We start from the raw sequence: 19,960 nt of genomic DNA, 5'->3' as shown, positions 1-19,960 counted from the left end.
GTTGTAAGACGTTTTATGTATTTGTAAAAAGTTTTTTAATCTTCTCAATCACATGTTGAAAAGGCGTTAATTCATATCCAATATGTTTACAATGTAAAGCTTCTACAAATTCAGGTAAATTAGAATATATGTTTACTTTTAGCGTAACTATTTTTTTGTTTTTATCATTGTATAGACTTATAAATTCATTTCCATCATCATCAATTCCATTTTTATAGCCAAGAACATCTTTTAAGTGTAAGGTTTTCTTAATTAATAAGAAGTTATAATAAACTAGATTTTCGTGTTGAATCTTGGCTCGTATCAATTCATAATAATTCTTTTTCATTACTATGTATATTGTGAGCAGAAAGAGTAAAATAAAGTAACAGAACCATAAATAATGACCTTTTGAAATCATATTTTGATATGCTCCTTTTGTAAAAATAAATGGCAGAGGTAATGAAAAAAAAGAGAATACAATTCTAAAAAAAACGATGAAATAATTTTTTATTTTGAGTGTCACCATATTTTATTGTTTTTTCTTTTAAGTAAGGTCCAATTCTCAAATATATGAAACTTCACAACTTTTGAAGAACATATTTTTTAGTTATTTTTTTGTGTTTTCCAAACTGCATAATCTTTAATGTTATAAAACAATATTAAATAAAAAACCGCTCTATAAAAAGTAGAACGGTTAGTATATTAATTTGCACATTCAGTAGTAAGAAGCATTCCAGATATAGAAGCTGCGTGTTCAAGGGCAACTCTTATTACTTGTATTGCTGTATGCACGTATCCTTATCAAGGTTCTAAACCTTGACAAGGATATCAACCCAGATACCTTTGCCAAAAAACTTAAACCTTACAAACAAAAAAACCGCTCTACAAAAGCAGAGCGGTCTATATATTAATTTGTCTTAGCTCACGCTATTACATCATTCCTGGCATTCCACCACCCATTGGCATAGCTGGTTCAGCGCTCTTTACTTCAGTGATTACACATTCAGTGGTAAGAAGCATTCCAGATACAGAAGCTGCGTTTTCAAGGGCAACTCTTGTTACTTTAGTTGGGTCAATGATTCCTGCTTCAAGCATGTGAACATACTCGTCAGTTTTTGCGTTGTATCCGAAGTCTCCTGTTCCTTCTGCTACTTTAGCAACAATTACAGAACCTTCACCACCTGCGTTAGCAACGATTTGTCTTAATGGCTCTTCGATTGCTCTTTTCACGATTTTGATCCCTGTAGTTTCGTCAGAATTGATTCCTGTAAGGCTTTCTAAAGCAGAGATTGCTCTTACTAAAGCAACACCACCACCTGCAACGATACCTTCTTCTACAGCCGCTCTTGTAGCGTGTAATGCATCATCTACTCTGTCTTTTTTCTCTTTCATTTCAACTTCAGAAGCAGCACCTACATAAAGTACAGCAACACCACCAGCTAACTTAGCTAATCTTTCCTGAAGTTTCTCTCTGTCGTAGTCAGAAGTTGTAGTTTCCATCTGAGCTTTGATCTGAGCTACTCTTCCTTTGATTTTCGCTTCGTCACCACCACCGTTTACAACTGTAGTGTTGTCTTTGTCGATCGTTACTTTCTCAGCAGTTCCAAGCATATCTAAAGAGATGTTTTCCATAGTGAAACCTTGCTCTTCAGAGATCACCTGTCCACCTGTAAGGATAGCGATATCTTCTAACATTGCTTTTCTTCTGTCTCCGAATCCTGGAGCTTTTACAGCAGCAATTTTAAGAGAACCTCTTAGTTTGTTTACCACCAAAGTAGCTAAAGCTTCACCTTCAACTTCTTCAGAGATAATTAATAGAGACTTACCACCTTGTGCAATTGGCTCAAGAACCGGTAACAATTCTTTCATTGAAGAGATTTTCTTCTCTACTAAAAGGATATATGGGTTTTCTAGTTCAGCTAACATTTTCTCAGGGTTAGTCACGAAGTATGGTGACTGGTATCCTCTGTCAAACTGCATACCTTCTACAACGTCAACTGTTGTATCGATACCTTTAGCTTCTTCTACAGTGATTACACCTTCTTTTCCAACTTTTCCGAAAGCTTCAGCGATTAATGCACCGATAGTCTCATCATTGTTAGCTGATACAGAAGCAACTTGCTTTACTTTATCTGTAGAATCTCCAACAGCCTGAGACTGCGCTTTAAGGTTTTCAACAACTGCAGTTACAGCTTTGTCGATCCCTCTTTTAAGATCCATTGGATTAGCACCTGCAGCTACGTTCTTAAGACCTTCTCTTACGATAGCCTGTGCCAATACAGTAGCGGTAGTAGTACCGTCTCCTGCGATATCATTAGTTTTGGAAGCTACTTCTTTTACCATTTGAGCTCCCATATTTTCTACTCTGTCTTCAAGTTCGATTTCTTTTGCAACAGACACACCATCCTTAGTTACGTGTGGAGCACCGAAAGATTTTTCAATTACCACGTTTCTCCCTTTAGGACCTAAAGTTACTTTTACTGCATTAGCCAATGCATCTACCCCTCTCTTTAGAGCGTCTCTTGATTCAATATCGAATTTTATTTCTTTTGCCATTTTGATTAGATATTAGATGTTAGATGTCAGATATTAGACAGCTAACAAAAGTTTTTTAATTTGATTTTTTTAATCTGAAATCTGATGTCTGTGATCTTAAATCTTAGCCAATAATTCCTAATAAATCAGCTTCTCTTACGATTAAATAATCTTTACCTTCCAGCTTCAATTCAGCTCCTGAATATTTTCCATAAAGAACTTTGTCACCTACCTGAACTGTTGTAGGCTCATCTTTCTTACCAGGACCTACTGCCACTACAGTACCTTCTTGCGGCTTTTCCTTTGCAGTGTCCGGGATGATAATACCTGAAGCTGTTTTAGTTTCTGCTGCGATTGGCTCTACCAGAACTCTGTCTGCCAATGGTTTAAAGTTTACTGACATAATATATTTATTTTTTAATTATTTCTGTGTTGTAATTCTCTAAATGTATGCCATGAGACCATGGTGGCTGAAATGGCAGACTTTTGTTTCCGAATGTGAAAATTTGGCAGAAAAATTATTTTTTACGGGTTGGAAATCCAACAAGATAACTGGTCACTACAGGAATTACAAATAAAAGAACGGTAATGGCGGAAACTAAAATTTCCATGGTATGGCTGCCTAGAAATTGAGCGAATGCGGTGGCAGGGTAGAAGTGCTCAAATAAAGATAAACTTAGTTTAATTCCTAAAATAGCAATCACAATAAACGCGGCAGTTTCCAGGAAAGGAAATATCTGCATAAGGCGGACAAACCACTGCGCTATAAATCTCATCGCTAAAATCCCTATAAATACGCCGAGGGTAATCAGAAGTAAATTATCAGAGAAAGCAACTGCCGCAAAAACATTATCTATAGAAAAAGCAAGGTCCATTACTTCTACAATCGCAACGGTTGCCCAGAATTGCCCCAGCAGCCCGATGGAATTTTTATACAGCCAGCTGGATTCTTTGTCAGGACTTTCGTCTGCACTTTCTTCATCGTTTTTATTTTTCATCTTTTTGATCAGCCAGTCCAGAGAAATATAGATCAGGTATAATCCTCCCAGTGGTTTCAGCCACCAAACGGAAATCAGAACAGACGCAAAAATAAGAGCAAGTCCCCGAAATAGATAAGCACCCAGAATTCCATATTTCAAAGCTCTTTTTCTTTGATGTTCTGGCAGATCCATTACGATGGTGGCCAATACAGCAGCATTATCTACGGACAGAAGGCTTTCGATCAGGATGAGATTGCCGATAATGGCTAAAGATTTTGCAGGGTTTTGTAAGATGTCATTGAAAAGGAGGGTAAAATCAGGAAATATCATTTTTTAAGGGAATAGAATGTTGATTAAGTTTTGAAATAATGGCAGCAGAAACTGAAATGCCTATGAAATTGGTAACTGATCTGGCTTCATTCATAAAGCGGTCTACGCTGTATAAAAGGGCAAGATCTGTGGTGGGGATTTTTCCAAAACGGCTTAAGGTAAACATCAGGGCAAGAAAACCGGATCCCGGTACCCCTGAAGCTGTTTTTGAAGCAATGGAAATGGTGATAAAAAGCCAGAAATAATCTTTTATGGTAAGAGGAATATTATAAAACTGGATAAGGAAAATACATGAAATCGAAAGGTAGATACAAGCTCCGGCCAGATTAAAATTGTATCCTAGAGGAATAATAAGGCGGAGAATTTTCCGATCATAACCCTGTGATTCCATTTTATCAAAGATCATTGGAAAGGCGGTCTTTGATGAAGACGTTGCTATAACAAGAATGATTTCTTCTTTGATGCTGATTAAAAAATCCCAAAGGTTAATTTTAAAATAAGCTGTTACAACCCCTAATATCCCGAAGATGAAAAATACACAGGTAAGATATACTGTGGCAACAATCTTACTTAATGGGAGCAAAGTATTAATTCCGTATACAGAAATTCCGTAAGCGATATTAGAGAAAATGACTATCGGGAGAAACAGGTACACATACTTGATGAGTTTGAAAAACAAGTTCCTTCCTACGTCTATAGCTTTAAGAATGTTATTTTTTTTCTTTGAAAGACCAATTACAACTCCTGCAGATATGGAGAGTAAAAGAAAAAGTACATAGTTGCTGATATGTAAAGGATTCGTAGTCCTGGTTAGAAATCTTTCAGGCAATGCTTTGTGTGAAGAAAGAATAATCCCCGTATTTGCCCCCGGTTTTAAAAGAAGACCGGATCCGATCCCCAATACAATACTGATGGAAGTGATGATTATAAAATACAGAACCATCTGACTTACAATTTTAAAAGCATTTTTTGTGCTGAAAATATAGCTTACTCCATACGTTACAGCAATAAAAATTACCGGAATAATCAAAACCTCAAGAAGCATGAAAAAGTAACTGCTTACCGTTTCCAGATGCTTACTGATTTCCGGAAAATAATAACCGGTTAATGCTCCACAGATGATTGCTGTGAACACATAAAGCGTAAGATTTCTTAAATAAGAGTCTGTAAATGTTTTTTGCTTGGCAGTTTTCATCATTCTCGTTTTAGGATAAGATTACAGAATTCAAAGATATAACCTTATATAATACCAAGAACCAAAGCACCCAGCAACATTACGATTGATGATCCTATAGCCCACTTTAAGGTAAATTTCAAGTGGTCGGAGAATTCAACACCTGCCAGTGAAACCAGCAGATAAGTGGAAGGAACCAGAGGACTTAATAAATGAGAAGCCTGTCCTACAAGGCTGGCACGTCCCAAAATATCAGGTGGAATATTCAGCTGGCTGCCTGTAGCTGTAATAACTGGAAGGATTCCAAAATAATAAGCATCATTGGTAAGGAAAAAGGTAAGCGGTACACTGAATATAGCGGTGATAATGTTCAGATAGCCACCCCAGGTTTTTGGAACGATACTGATGATACTATTTCCCATAGAACTCATAATTCCGGTACCATTCAGAATACCGGTGAAAATTCCTGCACCGAAGATCATTCCCGCCACAGATAAAGCATTTCCGGCATGTTTTGAAATAATCTTCTGCTGATCTTTCAGTTTAGGATAATTGATCACGGAAGCAATGCAGAAAGCAATCATAAAAGCAACTCCCAAAGGAATAATGTCAAGAATCATCACACAAAGCAAAATAATGGTCAGGATTAAATTGATAATGATAAGTTTCGGACGTCTTAATGCGGGATCATTTTCGCCAGCAATATCCTGTCCGCTGTATTTGGTGTATTTACCATGTTTGCTGATTCTTTTTTTCTCTCTGACTCCTAAAATATAGGCAACAAAGAACACCCATACCAGCCCGATCAGCATTACCGGAATCATAGGAACAAAAATTTCAGTATGTCCCAGTTTTAGAGAACTCATTACTCTGGCAGTTGGGCCTCCCCATGGTAAAATATTCATAATTCCGCCGGCTAGCATGATGATGCAGGTCAGAACTAAAGGGTTCATGCCCTGTTTTTTATAAAGTGGGAGTAATGCTGCCACCACAATAATGTAAGTGGAAGAGCCATCTCCGTCTAAAGAAACAAGTGTGGTGAGAAGGGCAGTCCCGATGGTTGTTTTTACCGGATTATCTCCTACAGCCTTTAGTATGGCATTCACGAGAGGTTCAAAAAGCCCGGTATCAATCATCAGACTGAAATACAGGATGGCAAAAATCAGCATAACCCCAGTAAGTGCTATTTCTTTTACTCCATCTTTCATCATTTTCCCCAGGTCAGGCCCGAATCCTGCCACCACAGCGATAAGAACAGGTACAAGGACTAAAGCCGTAAGCGGGGTCATCTTTTTGTTCATGATGAGGATCATGAAGATGAAAATCATTAAAAAACCAAGAAATGTAAGCATAATATAGTATAATGTTAATGAGGTTATTGTTGTTTCTTTTTTCTCCAGTCAAAGCTGTTTCTGAAGCCTATGAATCCGTAATTGCTTGTTTTTCCGGTTTCCATCTGATTAATAAAGGCAAGCTCCAGCGCAGAATTTTTCCCTACTTTTATTCCCAGGCCTGCAGTAATACGATTGCTGTCGAAAGGCTCTGTTTTATCAATATTCATTCTTATTTCATTTTTAAGAATACCATAGAGTTTTTCTTTTTCTCCTTTTTTATTGAAAGGAATTCTGACAGAGATCAGGTATCGGATTCTTACCTCGAATTCATCAGGGTTACTGATAAAGCGTTCTTCCACTCTAAGGCGGTTGGATATTGAGGTTCTGCCAATGTAGTAATCAGCGGTTACCTGTTGAAATGGCCTTTTTTCGTAGCGAATCTTTTTAGAATCGTCAGCATTATAAGATTCAAGAATCAAAAACATCGCTCCTGCGGCAGGTCTTATATTTTCTGCTACTTCATAGTCTACATAAGCATTCACAAGGAAAAGTCTTGTGTCGTAAGCCAGGTCAAAGGAACGGTATTGGGTAAGGGCAGTTAAAGTACTTTTATCAGTAATCTTTGCAGACATCAGGTACTGAAACCACATATTATAATTGTCTTTGCTCTGACTGTATAAAAGACCATTTATCAGACAAAATGATAAAATAAGCGTTAATTTTATATTAAGTTTCATGAAATATTTGATTAATATTGCGGTTTCTCAAATATATTTATTCGGAAGAGCGGGCCCGGATTTTTTCAATCAATGACAGTTTTTCTCAACGAACTGCATTTTGAGACAAAAAGATATTATATTTGATGCGTTTCAAAATAAGGTATGGACTATGTTTTTAATCATTAATTTTATTATTATATTATTGATTATCAGAATTTTATTTAGTGGTAAGATTCTGGAAAGCCTTATGAAGTACCGTTGGAAATTTTTGTTGAGGTTTCAGCATATTTTTTTCCTTTTTATCTTCATTTTGATGACTTATTTCACCGAAAACTACTTCCTGGATTCAACTCAGTTGGTGATAAGCATTATTTTGAATACAATTTTCAATGTGGGAATTTATTATCTGGTGTACTATTATCTGGTTCCCCGGTTTTATTTATCCAATAAGTATCCGGAGTTTATTCTCTATGCTTTAATCTGCTTTTTGGTTTCCAGCCTTTTCAGGATTCTGTGGGAGCCTGCTGTTTTTCAGATGGATTTCAGTGGAAAGGGCTTTCACGTTGGGTTTCTGTACAATGTATACATTTCACAGGGAATCATCATTCTGGTGGGATCTTTTTTGGGAATTACCAAAGACAAATTTTTAATAGAACAGGATGTGATCAGCCTTGGAGAGGAGAAAGATCAGCTGTATCTTGATTTGCTGAAGTCTAAACTGAATCCTCATTTTTTGCTGAATACCCTTAATAATATATATGCGAACAGTTTTACCCATTCCGAGAAGACCTCAGATTCTATTTTGCAGTTGAGTAAACTTCTGAAGTATATTATTTATGACAGCGGAAAAGAAAAAGTTACGGTTTCCCAGGAATTTTCTTCATTGAAAGCTCTTGCTGCGTTGTACCAGCTTAAATATAATAACCAGCTTGATATTGTCATGGATATTGAAGAGCAGGAAGAATTTGACGTTGCTGAAATCCCGTCTGCTATACTTCTTACTTTATTTGAAAATGCTTTAAAACATTCAGCAATAGGAGAGGATGCTCATGGTTTTATAAAATTATTCTGTAATATTGAGCGCTCTGAATTGTATTTTGAAATTATAAATTCTGTAGGGAAAGATAGAATTCATGCAGCTGAATCTAATTATCATGGATTGGGTAATGAGGCAATTATTCATATCTTGGAAAAATTTTATCCTGATCAGTATGAATTTTATTCCGGACCGAAAGAACATGATCAATATAAAATTGCTTTAACAATTACTATCAATGGCTAACCTGACTATCGTTAATGTAGATGATGAATATCCTGCATTGCAGCTTGTAAAACAATATTGTGATCAGCTTGAAGAGGTTGAATTGCTGGCTTCCTTTCAGAAACCGGAAGAAGCGCTGGCTTTTCTGAAAACCAACAAAGTGGATCTGGTGGTTTTTGATATCAATATGCCTGGAATCAATGGGGTAGAGCTTTTACAACAGCTTCCCGATCCTCCGCTGTGTATTTTTCTGACGCTGGAAACAAAATATGCGGTGAAAGCATTTGAACTGGATGTTGTTCATTATCTTATAAAGCCTGTGGATTTTGATACTTTTAGAAAAGCGGTCAATAAAGCAAGAGATTTTGTTCAGTTTAAAAACTCAGCAAACAATCATCATCAGGAAGACTATATTATGTTCAAATCCAATTATGTGATGAATAAGGTTTTTCTCAAAGATATTCTCTGGATACAGGGATTCGGGGAATATATTGTGCTGATGACCCCTTTGAAAAAATATATGATTCTGGAGAGAATGTCAAATTTTGAGGAAAAATTTCAGCATTTCGGTTTCATCAGAATTCACAAGTCTTATATTGTATTGTCAGAACATATTAATTCGTATAATTCCAGTCATGTTTTTCTGAAAACTGGAGAAGAGCTTCCGTTGGGAAGAACCTATAAAAAGAATGTGAAAGCACATTTAAACTAAAAAGATTGTTTCAAAACCCAATAACTTGACTTTTGAAACAATCTTTTTTTAAACTGTTATCTGATGATAGAACTATGGGCAATATTGTCCAGGTCCAATCCAAAGAATACACTGTCCTTTGTAATTGTACTCACAGCAAACGCGTCCTGCTGCTCCGCCGTTGATCGATTTCTGAGTGTCTCTGCTCAATAATTTAGCATTTTTCATAGTTATTAATATTTTGATTTGTACGTTCCTGAACATTTAAAGTCAATCAGGATTTTGACACTTGGTGTAAAATAAGAGAATCAAAGATAGTACTTTTCCTTATGATGTGATATATTTTATTGATATTTTTTTTAAATAAAATTTTGATTATCAGTTGATAATGGTTTTTCTTCAATGGTAATAGATATACTTCAGGTTGAGAATGTAAACAGAGAAAGCCGGAAACTTCCGGCTTTCTTCAAAATTGTTATGAGATGATAGAACTAAGGACAGTTTTGTCCAGGCCCGATCCATAAAGTACATTTTCCATTATCGTCGCGTTCGCAACATACCAATCTGGCAGCAATTCCGCCATGGATTTTTTTTTGAGCATCTCTGCTTAGTAATCTGGCATTTTTCATAAGTAATATTTTGATTTGTACGTTCCTGAGCATTTAAAGTCAATCAGGCTTTTGACATCTGGTGTTTATGGTGATCCAAATATAAAACTTTTTAAGCCGGATTGTTATATTTTTTATAGACGAAAAAAAGGTGTTGGTGTTTGGTTTTCAATAATTTACTGAGTTATTTCCAAAGACATTTTTCTTCCTGCCATATCCATATCCTGTTTTACAATTTTTCTTGTTGCAGGATCAATATAATAGGTTGTGGTAGCTGTTTTGTTGCTGATATCATCATTTGTTTTGACTACCCAAACTGGTTTTCCTTTATATTCTGCTTTTTGAGTATCCAGAATATAGGCTTTCATTAATCCTTTTTTCTCAGATTTTGGATTGTAATCGAAAATAGAAATCTCAGCAGTGTAATTTTCTTTCAAAGGAAGATAGCGTATCAGCATTGCATAGCTGCTGCTATCAAAATAATGTACAGCAGGGATTTCAATGATATCTTTTTTCTGAGATTTTTTATCCAGATAATATCCGGTGACTTTATCTTTCCCAGACTTGAGAACCGTATCTCTGTTTATATTGTAAGAAGAATGATAAATAGGAGCGAAGTTCGATATTTTCACAAGGGTAGAATCTGTCCATTTTGCATCAGGAGCCTGTTTCATTTGTACAGTTGTTCTGATCAGAAGATCTGTTTTGTTCAGTTTTTTTGTCTCGGTGGTAATGCGTCCTATTTCTATTTTTGTTCCTGCATTTTCTGCAAACCATAGAGCTTCGGAAGTTTCATCTTGTATTAATTTTGGATTGATTCCAGCATTTTCAGGCGTAAGCAGTTTTTGAGAAAAAAAATTAGCACTACTTAGTATTAAAAGGAAAAGAATAGTTCTCATGATCTTTTTAATAATAAGTAGTGCTGTATTTGTTAAAAGTTACAACGTTTTGTTTTTTAACTCTTTCCTGAAGCCTGCATTGGATTAACCTTTCCGGTTGAGCCTCCTCTTACAGTTCCTCCTTCCTGTTTTTGTTTAAAAAGTTGGAATTTTGAAGTTTCACTGCCAGATCCGGTACTGCTCCAAACATTATTAGTGGTATCAATATCAGCCGTTTCTCTCATTGGATCAAGCTGAATAGATTTTAATTTTTTGTCGAAATAATACGTTTTGGAAACCTTTTGCTCATTCAATCTCCAGATCTGAGCCGCAGATTTATCATATAATTTTGATCCGTCTTCAAAAGTGAATTCAAGGATGATCGGCATTACCAGTCCGCCTTTATTCACAAAGTCTATCTGATAGCCTGTAATATTTTTGAATTTCTCTTTGTCCTTAGCATCTAAAGGAAGATTGGCTGCTGGTTTTACGGTGTATTCCTTATTATTATCTATCTTTTCCTGGCCTCTGTCGTATCTGTAATAGAAGTCCTGAAGATCTTTATCTCCGTCTACATAGAATTTGATATTCTTATCTTCTCTGTTTCTGATTTTTGAAAGGTCTTCGAAACTGTTAACCAAAGGTTTTTCAACCTGATATTTTACTTCTGCAGCTGCTTTTGGATCAGATTCAAGATTAGGAACAGCTACCGTTACCTTATCAATAGCGATATCTACAGGATCTGTACCGTAGAACCAGCCTCTCCAGAACCAATCAAGGTCTTCACCGCTGGCATCTTCCATGGTGCGGAATAAATCTGCAGGTTCAGGATGTTTGAATGCCCATCTTTTAGCATAGGTTTTAAATGCCTTGTCGAAAAGCTCTCTTCCCATGATTGTTTCACGAAGAATATTCAGTCCTGTAGCAGGTTTTGAATACGCATTCGGTCCATACTGAACAATATTTTCTGAATTACTCATGATAGGCTCCAGCTGATCTTTCGGGAGTTTCATGTAATCTACAATCGTCCATGCCGGCCCTCTTTTAGATGGGAATTTGTTATCCCACTTCTCTTCTGTAAGATATTCAGTAAATGTATTCAAACCTTCGTCCATCCATGCCCACTGTCTTTCATCAGAATTGATGATCATCGGGAAAAAGTTGTGGCCAACCTCATGGATAATTACTCCAATCATCCCATTTTTGGTTCCTTCAGAATACGTTCCGTCTTTCTCAGTTCTCCCGAAATTAAAACAGATCATCGGATATTCCATTCCATTAGATGCTTCTACAGACTGTGCTACAGGATATGGATAAGGAATGGTTAATTCTGAATAGGTTTTAATGGTGTGCGCTACAGCTTTTGTTGAAAACTTTCTGTAAAGGCCATAAGATTCTTTTGGATAAAAACTCATTGCCATTACCTTGTTATTGTTTTCAGGGATCGTTACACGCATTCCGTCCCAGACAAATTTTCTGGAAGAAGTCCATGCAAAATCACGAACATCCTTTGCTTCAAAAACCCATGTTTTTCTTTGTTTTGAATGATTTTTCTCTGCTTTTTTAGCTTCATCCAATGTTACAATTTCGATGGGTTCCGCTGCATTTTCAGATTTTCTGTATCTTGATAACTGATCAGCTGTTAATACCTGATCGTAGTTTTTACATTCTCCGGTTCCTCCTACAATATGATCGGCAGGAACATTCATAGAAACTTTAAAATCTCCGAAAACCAATGCAAATTCACCTCTTCCGGTAAACTGGTGGTTCTGCCATCCCTGAAAGTCGCTATACACGCACATTCTTGGATACCATTGTGTTATCGTATACAGATCATTGCCATCCTCGGGGAAGTTTTCGTAACCGCCTCGGCCTCCCATCTTTATTCTGTTAGAGATATTGTAATTCCAGTCTACTTTGAAAACGAATTTTTCTCCCTTTTTCAAAACTTTGGGAAGGTCAATCCGCATCATGGTTTTGTTAACGGTATACTTCAAAGGATTCCCTGAAGCATCAGTCACTTTTTCAAGATTTACTCCATAGCCATTATCTTTTACAGGAAGCTCAGAAATTTTAAGCTGCTGATCTGTAGTGGAAGGACGAAGAACAGATGAAGCGTCATATCCGGCATTTTTGATACTTGAGTGTTCGTTTTCATCAAGCTGCAACCAGATATAATCCAGCTCATCCGGAGAATTGTTGTAGTACGTAACTGTTTCCGAACCTTTCAGATTTCTTTTATCCTCATCCAGATAAGCAGAAATGTTATAGTCGGCTCTGTTCTGCCAGTATCCGTGTCCGGGAGCTCCTGAAGCTGTTCTGTAAATATTGGGTGTTGGTAGAATCGTTCCCAGCTGCTCAAACTTGTTGCCATGGTTGCTGCCTGGGTTATTCTGAATATTTTGTGCGGTGAAACCTGTATATGCAAATACAGAAAGTGAAAGTATAACAACTTTTAGTTTCATAACCGAAATGATTTATTAATGATCAAAGATAGGAATTAGCTGCTGAAATAATAAAAATATTTAACTTTTAAAACGGAATTCTTTCCAGAGTCATTTTCAGGGATAAAGCAAATACCCCGGAAGAAACAAAAAGAATCCAGTCTTTTTTATTCACTTTAAAAAGATTGAGTGAAATAAACAGGATGATTAAAATCGCAGCAACAATTACAATCTGGCCAAGCTCAAGACCTATATTGAAACCCAATAGCGGTAAAGCAATACCTTGACTTTTTGCAATCATTACTCTTGCCGTATTGGCGAATCCCATTCCGTGAACAAGTCCAAAGATTAATGCGAGGTAGTAATTGGCCCGCATCAAGGTCTGTTTCTGATTTTTCATGATAATATTATCCAAAGAAGTCAGAACAATGGTTAAAGGAATTAAAAACTCAACCCAGTCAGAAGGAACTCTGAAAACATCCAGAATACTCAAAGCTAATGTAATGGAATGTCCTATTGTAAATGCAGTCACCAGAATCAGGATTTTTTTCCAGTCACTGTAGGAATAAACAGCGATCAATGCCAGTACAAAAAGCTGATGATCCAGAGCATCCGGAGAAATAATATGTTCCCATCCAAGGTTTAAATAAAAAAGGAAATCCTGCATTTTGATTAAAAAATTTTATGTTTTGAATATATTGTTAAAGTGGGGTTGGTTTTATTGTTTGGTTTAATTTTTATGCTTGATTTTTATTAATGTCTTGTATTATTTATGTATTGAATAAAAATTGTATAATTGTATTGCATAAAAATGAAATATGGATATTAAAAAATTATTTTCTACAAATGTAAACATTTCACCTGGAGGAGCGAAGCTTCTTAGAAATGCTACAGCAGCCTTTTTGGGATTATATTCCTACGCTTTTTACGGTCAGGTACAGAAATTGGACTCCCGGTTTGATATTTTATTGAAAAATAAAGAAAATATTACCAATGGTAGAGCCGTAAAAGAGTTGGAACGTCCTGATATGAAACTTGACCAGCATCTGGTAGTGACTTCAAAGGGAGCTCAGACTATGTATTCATGTATAATCTATACGAAAGAGCCTGAAAAACTGAAGGCTGATGGTTTCCTGATCCAAAGTCAGCTGCCAACATTTTCTACTGCTCTGGTCTCCATGGATGATCTTGAACGGCTTACGAAACTTCCTTATGTAACTTCAGTAATGGCTCCTGAGTTTGACGAACTTCATAATGATGTGAGCAGAGCTCAGTCCGGAGCAAGCCTTTTGCAGGATGGAGTTTTCAATAACACAGCTTATAACGGAACAGGTGTTTTAGTCGGAATTTATGACAGTGGAATAGACTGGAAACATCCGGACTTCAGAAAAGCCAATGATCAGACCAAAAGCAGAATTGTTTCCATCTGGGATCAGACACTCACAGCACAAGCAGGAGAGACAACCCCTACAGGATTTTCAACAGGTGTAGAGTATACAAGAGCACAGATTGAAGATGAGTTGGATGGAACGCCAACAGGATTTGTGCGTGAAAATGATACCAACGGACACGGAACCCACGTTTCGGGGACGGCAGCCGGCAATGGCTCTGCATTTACGGATAAAAGACATAAAGGATTTTCATCTGATGCAGACATTGTTTTTGTAAAAGGTGGTAACGGATCCTTTCCTACAACAAATACCATTAATGCTTTAACCTATTTTAAAAACGTAGCAACAGCGCTTAATAAACCTATTGTTGTCAATATGAGTATTGGCGGACAGGGAACTGCTCATGACGGAACTTCCAGCCATGAGGTAGCGGTGAACAATTTTACCACTTCAGGACCTGGTAGAGTAGTGGTTATTTCTGCAGGTAATGATTATGGAGCCAATCTTCATAGAAAATTTGATATTGCGGCTGGTGCGGCACAGACGTATACCTTTACCGTTTCAAGCAATACTTCTGCAACTTCAGTATTTTCATTTATTATGTATGCCAATGATAATACTCCTGTTACAGCAAAACTAACTACTCCGGACGGACAACAGTATACACAGAATATAAGCACAACTACTGCTCACAGTATATTGGGAGGAGGGCTTACAGCAACAATGTATAACTACTGGGGGAATGATAACAACAAGCGGTATGTTCAGATGGTGATAACCAGAACTTCCGGAACTACAAACGTTCAGGGAAATTATACCTTAGAAATTACCAATAACGGAACCCAGCAGATTACTACACATGGCTGGTTGTACAGCCAGGGAGTGAGTACAACTTTGCAAAATGGCGATAATGAATATATTGTAGGGTCTCCCGGGAATGCTTCTAATGCCATTACCGTGGCTTCATATTTAGGAAGAACAAGCTGGTACAGCGGAACGAGCGGTTATTATACCCTTACTCCACAGGAATCCATATCATCATTCAGTGCGCAAGGGCCAAGAGTAGATGGGGTTCAAAAACCGGAGATTGCGGCTTCCGGCCAGAATGTGATTTCAACCAGATCAGCTGATTCTTCTCCCGGAGCTACAGATATTATTGCAGGAACCAACTATTATGTGAAAAACCAGGGAACCAGTATGTCTTCACCAGGAGTAGCAGGAGCAGTAGGATTATTGCTTCAGGCTAATCCCACTTTAACAGCAGCACAGGTGAAAGCCCGTCTTACAGCTAACGCAAGAATGGATGGGGCAACCGGTACTGTTCCGAATATGAGATGGGGATATGGTAAATTAGATATTTATAAAGCCGTTACCGACGAACTGGGATGTGTGAAATCTAATTTTGAAACAGTAGGGTATGATGAACCTTATATCATTGCCAATACAGAATCAAATTATTATTTTGATAATATAGCTCTTGCTGTCAGATATACCCCAACATTAACAGGGAAACTGGGAGGATTTTCGTTTTTAACGGGAACTTCACTTCCTTCTGATATTCCGGTGGATATTCAAATCAGAAAAGTGGATGCCAATGGAAATCCCGGGGATATTATAGCTACTAAAACGATTACTTCGTGGCTTAATAATACACAGAGGTTTACCTGGAACTATGTGAGTCTTTCCGATCTGAATATACAGATGGTTACCGGAAAAGATTTTTATATTGTGGTCAATGGTTTGGGAGGAAGAATCGCCATGAAGGCTGAAAATGCAGTAGTTAATAACAGATCTAAAACATCTACAGATGGTACGGCATGGACTTCAAGAACATTTGACTTTAAAATGAGAGCTGTAGTGTATGAAAATGTAGCTGAAGTGAAGAATTTAGCAACTTCCAACCAAACGAAAGCCAGCACGGTAGCCAATGGATATAACTATTTTACAAATATCTGCCAGCTTATAGCAAGAGTAGAAAAAGAAGCCGCAAGTACCGTAACAGGAAATGTAACATCAAAAGTATGGGTGGATAATGCACAGCCCAACTATGTGGCAAGAAGATATGAAATCAATTCGGATGCAAACACTACGACTGCAACTGGTAAAGTAACTTTATACTTTAAGCAGAGTGATTTCGATGCTTATAATCTTACCAATGGAGTGAAATTACCTACTTCACCTACCGATGTTGCCAATAAAGCCAATCTTCTTATTGAAAAATACACAGGAACAAGTACCACAGGTACAGTAGCTTCTTTTGGAGGAACTGCAGCGATTATCACTCCTGATATTGCAGATATTATCTGGAATGATACCTACCAATACTGGGAAGTAAGCTTCCAGACAACAGGTTTTGGCGGATATTTTGTTAAAACAGGTACAACACTGGGAACAGCAGATGTTAAGATCAATGCAGAGGTGAATATCACTCCGAATCCTGCGAAAGATTTTGTGAATGTAGTGTTGGGCAGACATTCAAAAGGAATGGTAACTATTTATGATGCTTCAGGAAAACTGGTTAAAACAGCAAATGTCAACACCAACGCAAGTAAAATTGATGTTTCAGCACTGGTAAGAGGAACTTATCTGTTCACCATTGTATTGGAGGATAATACAAAAATTACGAAAAAGGTGATTAAAGAATAAAAATTCAGTAATCAATTTCAAATAAAAAAGCAGCAGTTTCTATAACTGTTGCTTTTTTTATATTTGCTTAAAATAAAATTCATGTCACGTAAGTTTTTTTTTGGATTTCTTGTATTGGTAACCATCGTCTTTCAGAGTTTTGTAAGCGATGAGGCTGTTCATCCCTACCATGTAGGCTCTGTGGAAATTAATTATAATTCAAAATCCAGAACATTTGAAGTGACAGGAAGGTTTTTCCTTGATGATATGGAAAATGGCTTAGGAAAAAAATATGGAGGCGCTTTTCATTTTAATGATGAACAATACAAAGCAAAATTGAATGATGCCCTGCAAAAATATTGTTCAGAATATTTCAAATTAAAAGTTGATAATAAATTTTTGAAGGTCAACTACATCGGGTATGAAGAAGACCAGGAATCGGTAAATGTATTTCTGGAATCTGAAACTGTATCCACTCCCAAAAAAGTAGAAACAGCGGTAAGCTTTCTGTATAACCTTTTTGATGATCAGATCAATATTGTCCATATTATTGTGAATGGAGAAAGAAGAAGCGAAAAACTTACTTATCCTAACCGTTATCTTTATAAGCAATTTTAAACCTATTATAAAGCTCTAAAAGACAAGTAGAATTACAATTCGGTTTAGATTATTTTCGTTTGACGTAAAGATTTAACCTGTTGTGTGATGTTCTTAAGGGAGCAAAGGTAGAATCAACTTCATTGATTCGTTCTAAGCTTATTCATATCCACTCAGCTTAGTCAGCGACTTTGTCGCTTTCTTAGCTCACTTCTGATAAGCTATTTGACATGAACTTTGTGTTTTAACCAATTCGAAAATATTAATTTTCCAGCTGAATCAAGGTATTGATACCTTTTGCATGGGCGAGCAGATCAGGAAAAAAATCATCATAGCATTGCTGAAGACGCTCTTTATTCTTTAAAAAAGCTTCAAAAACAGGAATGTCCTTATCAAGATATTTTGCTTTATTAAGTACATTCTGAATACTGAATTTAATTCCCCAGTTTTCACGATAATTATAAAGCCAGTCATCATGCTCCATTTTGACAAGCATTTTTTTGAAGTTTTCGGGCAGCCACTGTTCATTGGCATTCAAAACACGGTACACTCGAAGGGAATGAGCTTTCCAGCCATCAAGCGTATGTAAAGAAAAATCGTTGGCTACAAAATGATCCATAGAAACATCTACAAATGCACCTGCGTATAATCTTACCAAAGGGGCAAACACTTTTTTGGCTTCATGAATGGCGGGGTGGGAATCTGTAAAAGTATCAATAGCTCTGTGCAGGGTAATTCCGTCCTGAATATCTTTCGGGAAAGAAAAACGATCCCTGTTGCGGATAAAATCTTCAAGAAACTGCCCCACGATCTGTCCGTCGGTAAAAGAAAGAAAAGAATGCGCCAGATAATTCATAATTTAAAGGTATGAATTAAATGTGAATGTTTGATAAAAGTGAATAGTGAAAAGTGAATCCTCTTCGCTTGTGAATTTTTTTATCTACATCCTCATTGACCATTGACTTGCGAAGCAAAATTGACCATTCACATTAAAAAAGTCTCTCGTGAAAATCCTCAATTTTGCTCACTTCTTCAATCTTTATTCCAAATTTTCTCTTCGGAATTTTATTAAGATTAGAAACGAATATTTTTTCATACCCCAACTTTTCAGCTTCAGTAATTCTTTGTTCTACCTGGGCTATAGGACGTATTTCTCCACTCAGACCAATTTCTCCGGCAAAGCAGTAATGTTCCGAAATGGCAATGTCTTCATTGGAGGAAAGAACAGAAGCAATGACCGCTAAATCCAGTGCCGGATCATCTGTTTTTATCCCTCCGGTAATATTCAGGAAAACATCTTTTGCCCCCAATTGAAAACCTGCTCTTTTTTCCAGTACAGCCAAAAGCATATTGAGCCTTTTTGAATCAAAACCGGTGCAGCTTCTTTGAGGAGTACCATAAACAGCAGTGCTTACCAATGCCTGAATTTCCAAAAGCATAGGTCTGTTTCCTTCCAGTGTTACGGCAACGGAGTTTCCGGACAGTTCTTCAAATTTTTTGGTGATCAGAATTTCAGAAGGATTTTTAATCTCTTTCAATCCCTGGGAGACCATTTCATAAATACCAATTTCGGCGGTAGAACCAAAACGGTTTTTATTGGCTCTCAACAATCTGAAAAGGTGATTCCGGTCTCCATCGAAATTCAGAACAACATCTACCATATGCTCCAGGACTTTTGGGCCGGCAATTTGGCCGTCTTTGGTGATGTGGCCTACAAGGAAAACAGGAGTATTATTTTCTTTGGCATATTTGATAATCTCATTGGAACATTCCCGGATTTGAGAGACCGTTCCTGGAGAACTTTCTATCAGTTGAGACTGCAGCGTCTGAATGGAATCAATGATCATGAAATCCGGTTCCAGTTTTTTTGCTTCATGAAGAATTTTCTCCAATGACGTTTCTGTAAAAAGGAAACAGTTCGGATTTTGAATATCCGTAAGCCTGTCAGCTCTCATTTTAATCTGAGATGCACTTTCTTCCCCGGAAACATAGAAGATTTTTTTCTTCATTTTTAATGCAAGCTGAAGCAGAAGGGTAGATTTCCCGATTCCCGGTTCGCCACCAATCAAAGTAACGGAGCCTAAAACAATTCCACCTCCTAAAACGCGGTTCAGTTCTTCGGAAGGTGTTTTTATTCTCGGTTCCTCGCTTGTTTCCACTTCAACAATATTGATGACATGTTGTTTCGTTTTTGAGAAAGGAGGACTTTTGTGAGAAGGTTTTTCAACAACCTCTTCTACTAAGGTATTCCACTCTCCACAGTTTTTACATTGTCCCAGCCATTGAGGGTACTGTGTTCCACAGTTTTGACAGAAATATGCTGTTTTCAGTTTTGCCATACTGCGAAGGTATAAAAAAGCATTTTTTTTTCAGAATCTAATTGAACTTAATATTAAAAACTAATCCATGCA

At 36.9% G+C, this 19,960-nt stretch carries 18 protein-coding genes; 4 read left to right on the top strand and 14 right to left on the bottom strand.

All coding sequences use genetic code 11. The features are described 5' to 3' along the window. Positions 1-13: 13 nt before the first annotated feature. The 7 genes from ODR02_RS16930 to ODR02_RS16900 all read right to left on the bottom strand — a co-directional run bounded on the left by ODR02_RS16930 (position 14) and on the right by ODR02_RS16900 (position 7,072). Complete coding sequence (locus ODR02_RS16930; RefSeq protein WP_309512860.1) at positions 14-328, bottom strand: hypothetical protein; 315 nt, start codon at positions 326-328, stop codon at positions 14-16. 584 nt (positions 329-912) lie between these two features. Beyond that, positions 913-2,538: a chaperonin GroEL gene (gene groL, locus ODR02_RS16925; protein ID WP_309512859.1), complete on the bottom strand. Its 1,626-nt coding sequence runs from the start codon at positions 2,536-2,538 to the stop codon at positions 913-915. Between the two features lie 103 nt (positions 2,539-2,641). Beyond that, the gene (locus ODR02_RS16920) at positions 2,642-2,920 is read right to left on the bottom strand and encodes a co-chaperone GroES (RefSeq protein ID WP_034696138.1); all 279 of its coding nucleotides are present in this window, start codon (positions 2,918-2,920) and stop codon (positions 2,642-2,644) included. A 115-nt stretch (positions 2,921-3,035) separates the two neighbouring features. After that, positions 3,036-3,827 (bottom strand): TerC family protein, encoded by a 792-nt coding sequence (locus tag ODR02_RS16915; protein WP_209787056.1) that lies wholly within the window; start codon positions 3,825-3,827, stop codon positions 3,036-3,038. Then, positions 3,814-5,025, bottom strand: a complete 1,212-nt coding sequence (locus ODR02_RS16910) for a cation:dicarboxylate symporter family transporter (protein WP_309512858.1) — start codon at positions 5,023-5,025, stop codon at positions 3,814-3,816. Before ODR02_RS16910 ends, ODR02_RS16915 begins: the two co-directional genes overlap by 14 nt. 41 nt (positions 5,026-5,066) lie before the next feature. Continuing rightward, a complete protein-coding gene (locus ODR02_RS16905; RefSeq protein WP_309512857.1) occupies positions 5,067-6,353 on the bottom strand; it encodes a CitMHS family transporter in 1,287 nt (428 codons plus the stop codon). A gap of 23 nt (positions 6,354-6,376) precedes the next feature. Then, a complete protein-coding gene (locus ODR02_RS16900) occupies positions 6,377-7,072 on the bottom strand; it encodes a DUF2490 domain-containing protein (protein ID WP_309512856.1) in 696 nt (231 codons plus the stop codon). 295 nt (positions 7,073-7,367) lie between these two features. On the opposite strand from ODR02_RS16900, the gene ODR02_RS16895 reads away from it, so the two are divergent. Both ODR02_RS16895 and ODR02_RS16890 read left to right on the top strand, forming a co-directional pair. Continuing rightward, on the top strand, positions 7,368-8,336 hold the full coding sequence (locus ODR02_RS16895) for a sensor histidine kinase (RefSeq protein WP_245169829.1): 969 nt from the start codon (positions 7,368-7,370) through the stop codon (positions 8,334-8,336). Next, the gene (locus ODR02_RS16890; RefSeq protein WP_309512855.1) at positions 8,329-9,027 is read left to right on the top strand and encodes a LytR/AlgR family response regulator transcription factor; all 699 of its coding nucleotides are present in this window, start codon (positions 8,329-8,331) and stop codon (positions 9,025-9,027) included. The genes ODR02_RS16895 and ODR02_RS16890 overlap by 8 nt, the downstream gene beginning before the upstream one ends. 72 nt (positions 9,028-9,099) lie before the next feature. On the opposite strand, the gene ODR02_RS16885 is transcribed toward ODR02_RS16890, so the two are convergent. From ODR02_RS16885 to ODR02_RS16865, 5 genes are all read right to left on the bottom strand, one after another. Next, positions 9,100-9,234, bottom strand: coding sequence for a hypothetical protein (locus ODR02_RS16885; protein ID WP_309512854.1), 135 nt, complete (start codon positions 9,232-9,234; stop codon positions 9,100-9,102). A gap of 263 nt (positions 9,235-9,497) precedes the next feature. After that, positions 9,498-9,635 (bottom strand): hypothetical protein, encoded by a 138-nt coding sequence (locus tag ODR02_RS16880; RefSeq protein ID WP_209787066.1) that lies wholly within the window; start codon positions 9,633-9,635, stop codon positions 9,498-9,500. A gap of 155 nt (positions 9,636-9,790) precedes the next feature. Next, on the bottom strand, positions 9,791-10,513 hold the full coding sequence (locus ODR02_RS16875; RefSeq protein ID WP_309512853.1) for a DUF3108 domain-containing protein: 723 nt from the start codon (positions 10,511-10,513) through the stop codon (positions 9,791-9,793). A gap of 56 nt (positions 10,514-10,569) precedes the next feature. Continuing rightward, complete coding sequence (locus tag ODR02_RS16870) at positions 10,570-12,957, bottom strand: M1 family metallopeptidase (RefSeq protein ID WP_309512852.1); 2,388 nt, start codon at positions 12,955-12,957, stop codon at positions 10,570-10,572. Between the two features lie 67 nt (positions 12,958-13,024). Beyond that, the gene (locus ODR02_RS16865) at positions 13,025-13,603 is read right to left on the bottom strand and encodes a HupE/UreJ family protein (RefSeq protein ID WP_309512851.1); all 579 of its coding nucleotides are present in this window, start codon (positions 13,601-13,603) and stop codon (positions 13,025-13,027) included. Positions 13,604-13,754: 151 nt separating this feature from the next. Here ODR02_RS16865 and ODR02_RS16860 point away from each other — a divergent pair, with 151 nt between their 5' ends. After that, positions 13,755-16,973, top strand: coding sequence for a S8/S53 family peptidase (locus ODR02_RS16860; protein ID WP_309512850.1), 3,219 nt, complete (start codon positions 13,755-13,757; stop codon positions 16,971-16,973). 81 nt (positions 16,974-17,054) lie between these two features. Continuing rightward, positions 17,055-17,570 carry a DUF6702 family protein gene (locus ODR02_RS16855; protein WP_309512849.1) on the top strand — a complete coding sequence of 172 codons (516 nt, stop codon included), beginning with the start codon at positions 17,055-17,057 and terminating at the stop codon, positions 17,568-17,570. 241 nt (positions 17,571-17,811) lie between these two features. On the opposite strand, the gene ODR02_RS16850 is transcribed toward ODR02_RS16855, so the two are convergent. Both ODR02_RS16850 and radA read right to left on the bottom strand, forming a co-directional pair. Then, positions 17,812-18,405 (bottom strand): acyl carrier protein phosphodiesterase, encoded by a 594-nt coding sequence (locus ODR02_RS16850; protein ID WP_309512848.1) that lies wholly within the window; start codon positions 18,403-18,405, stop codon positions 17,812-17,814. 133 nt (positions 18,406-18,538) lie between these two features. Further along, positions 18,539-19,888: a DNA repair protein RadA gene (gene radA, locus ODR02_RS16845; protein ID WP_309512847.1), complete on the bottom strand. Its 1,350-nt coding sequence runs from the start codon at positions 19,886-19,888 to the stop codon at positions 18,539-18,541. Positions 19,889-19,960: the final 72 nt, after the last annotated feature.

The organism is Chryseobacterium sp. CFS2 (assembly GCF_036543225.1).
Lineage (GTDB): Bacteria > Bacteroidota > Bacteroidia > Flavobacteriales > Weeksellaceae > Chryseobacterium > Chryseobacterium culicis_A.
Note: the sequence above shows the minus strand (reverse complement) of the source record. Positions and strands in the feature narration are given on the sequence as shown.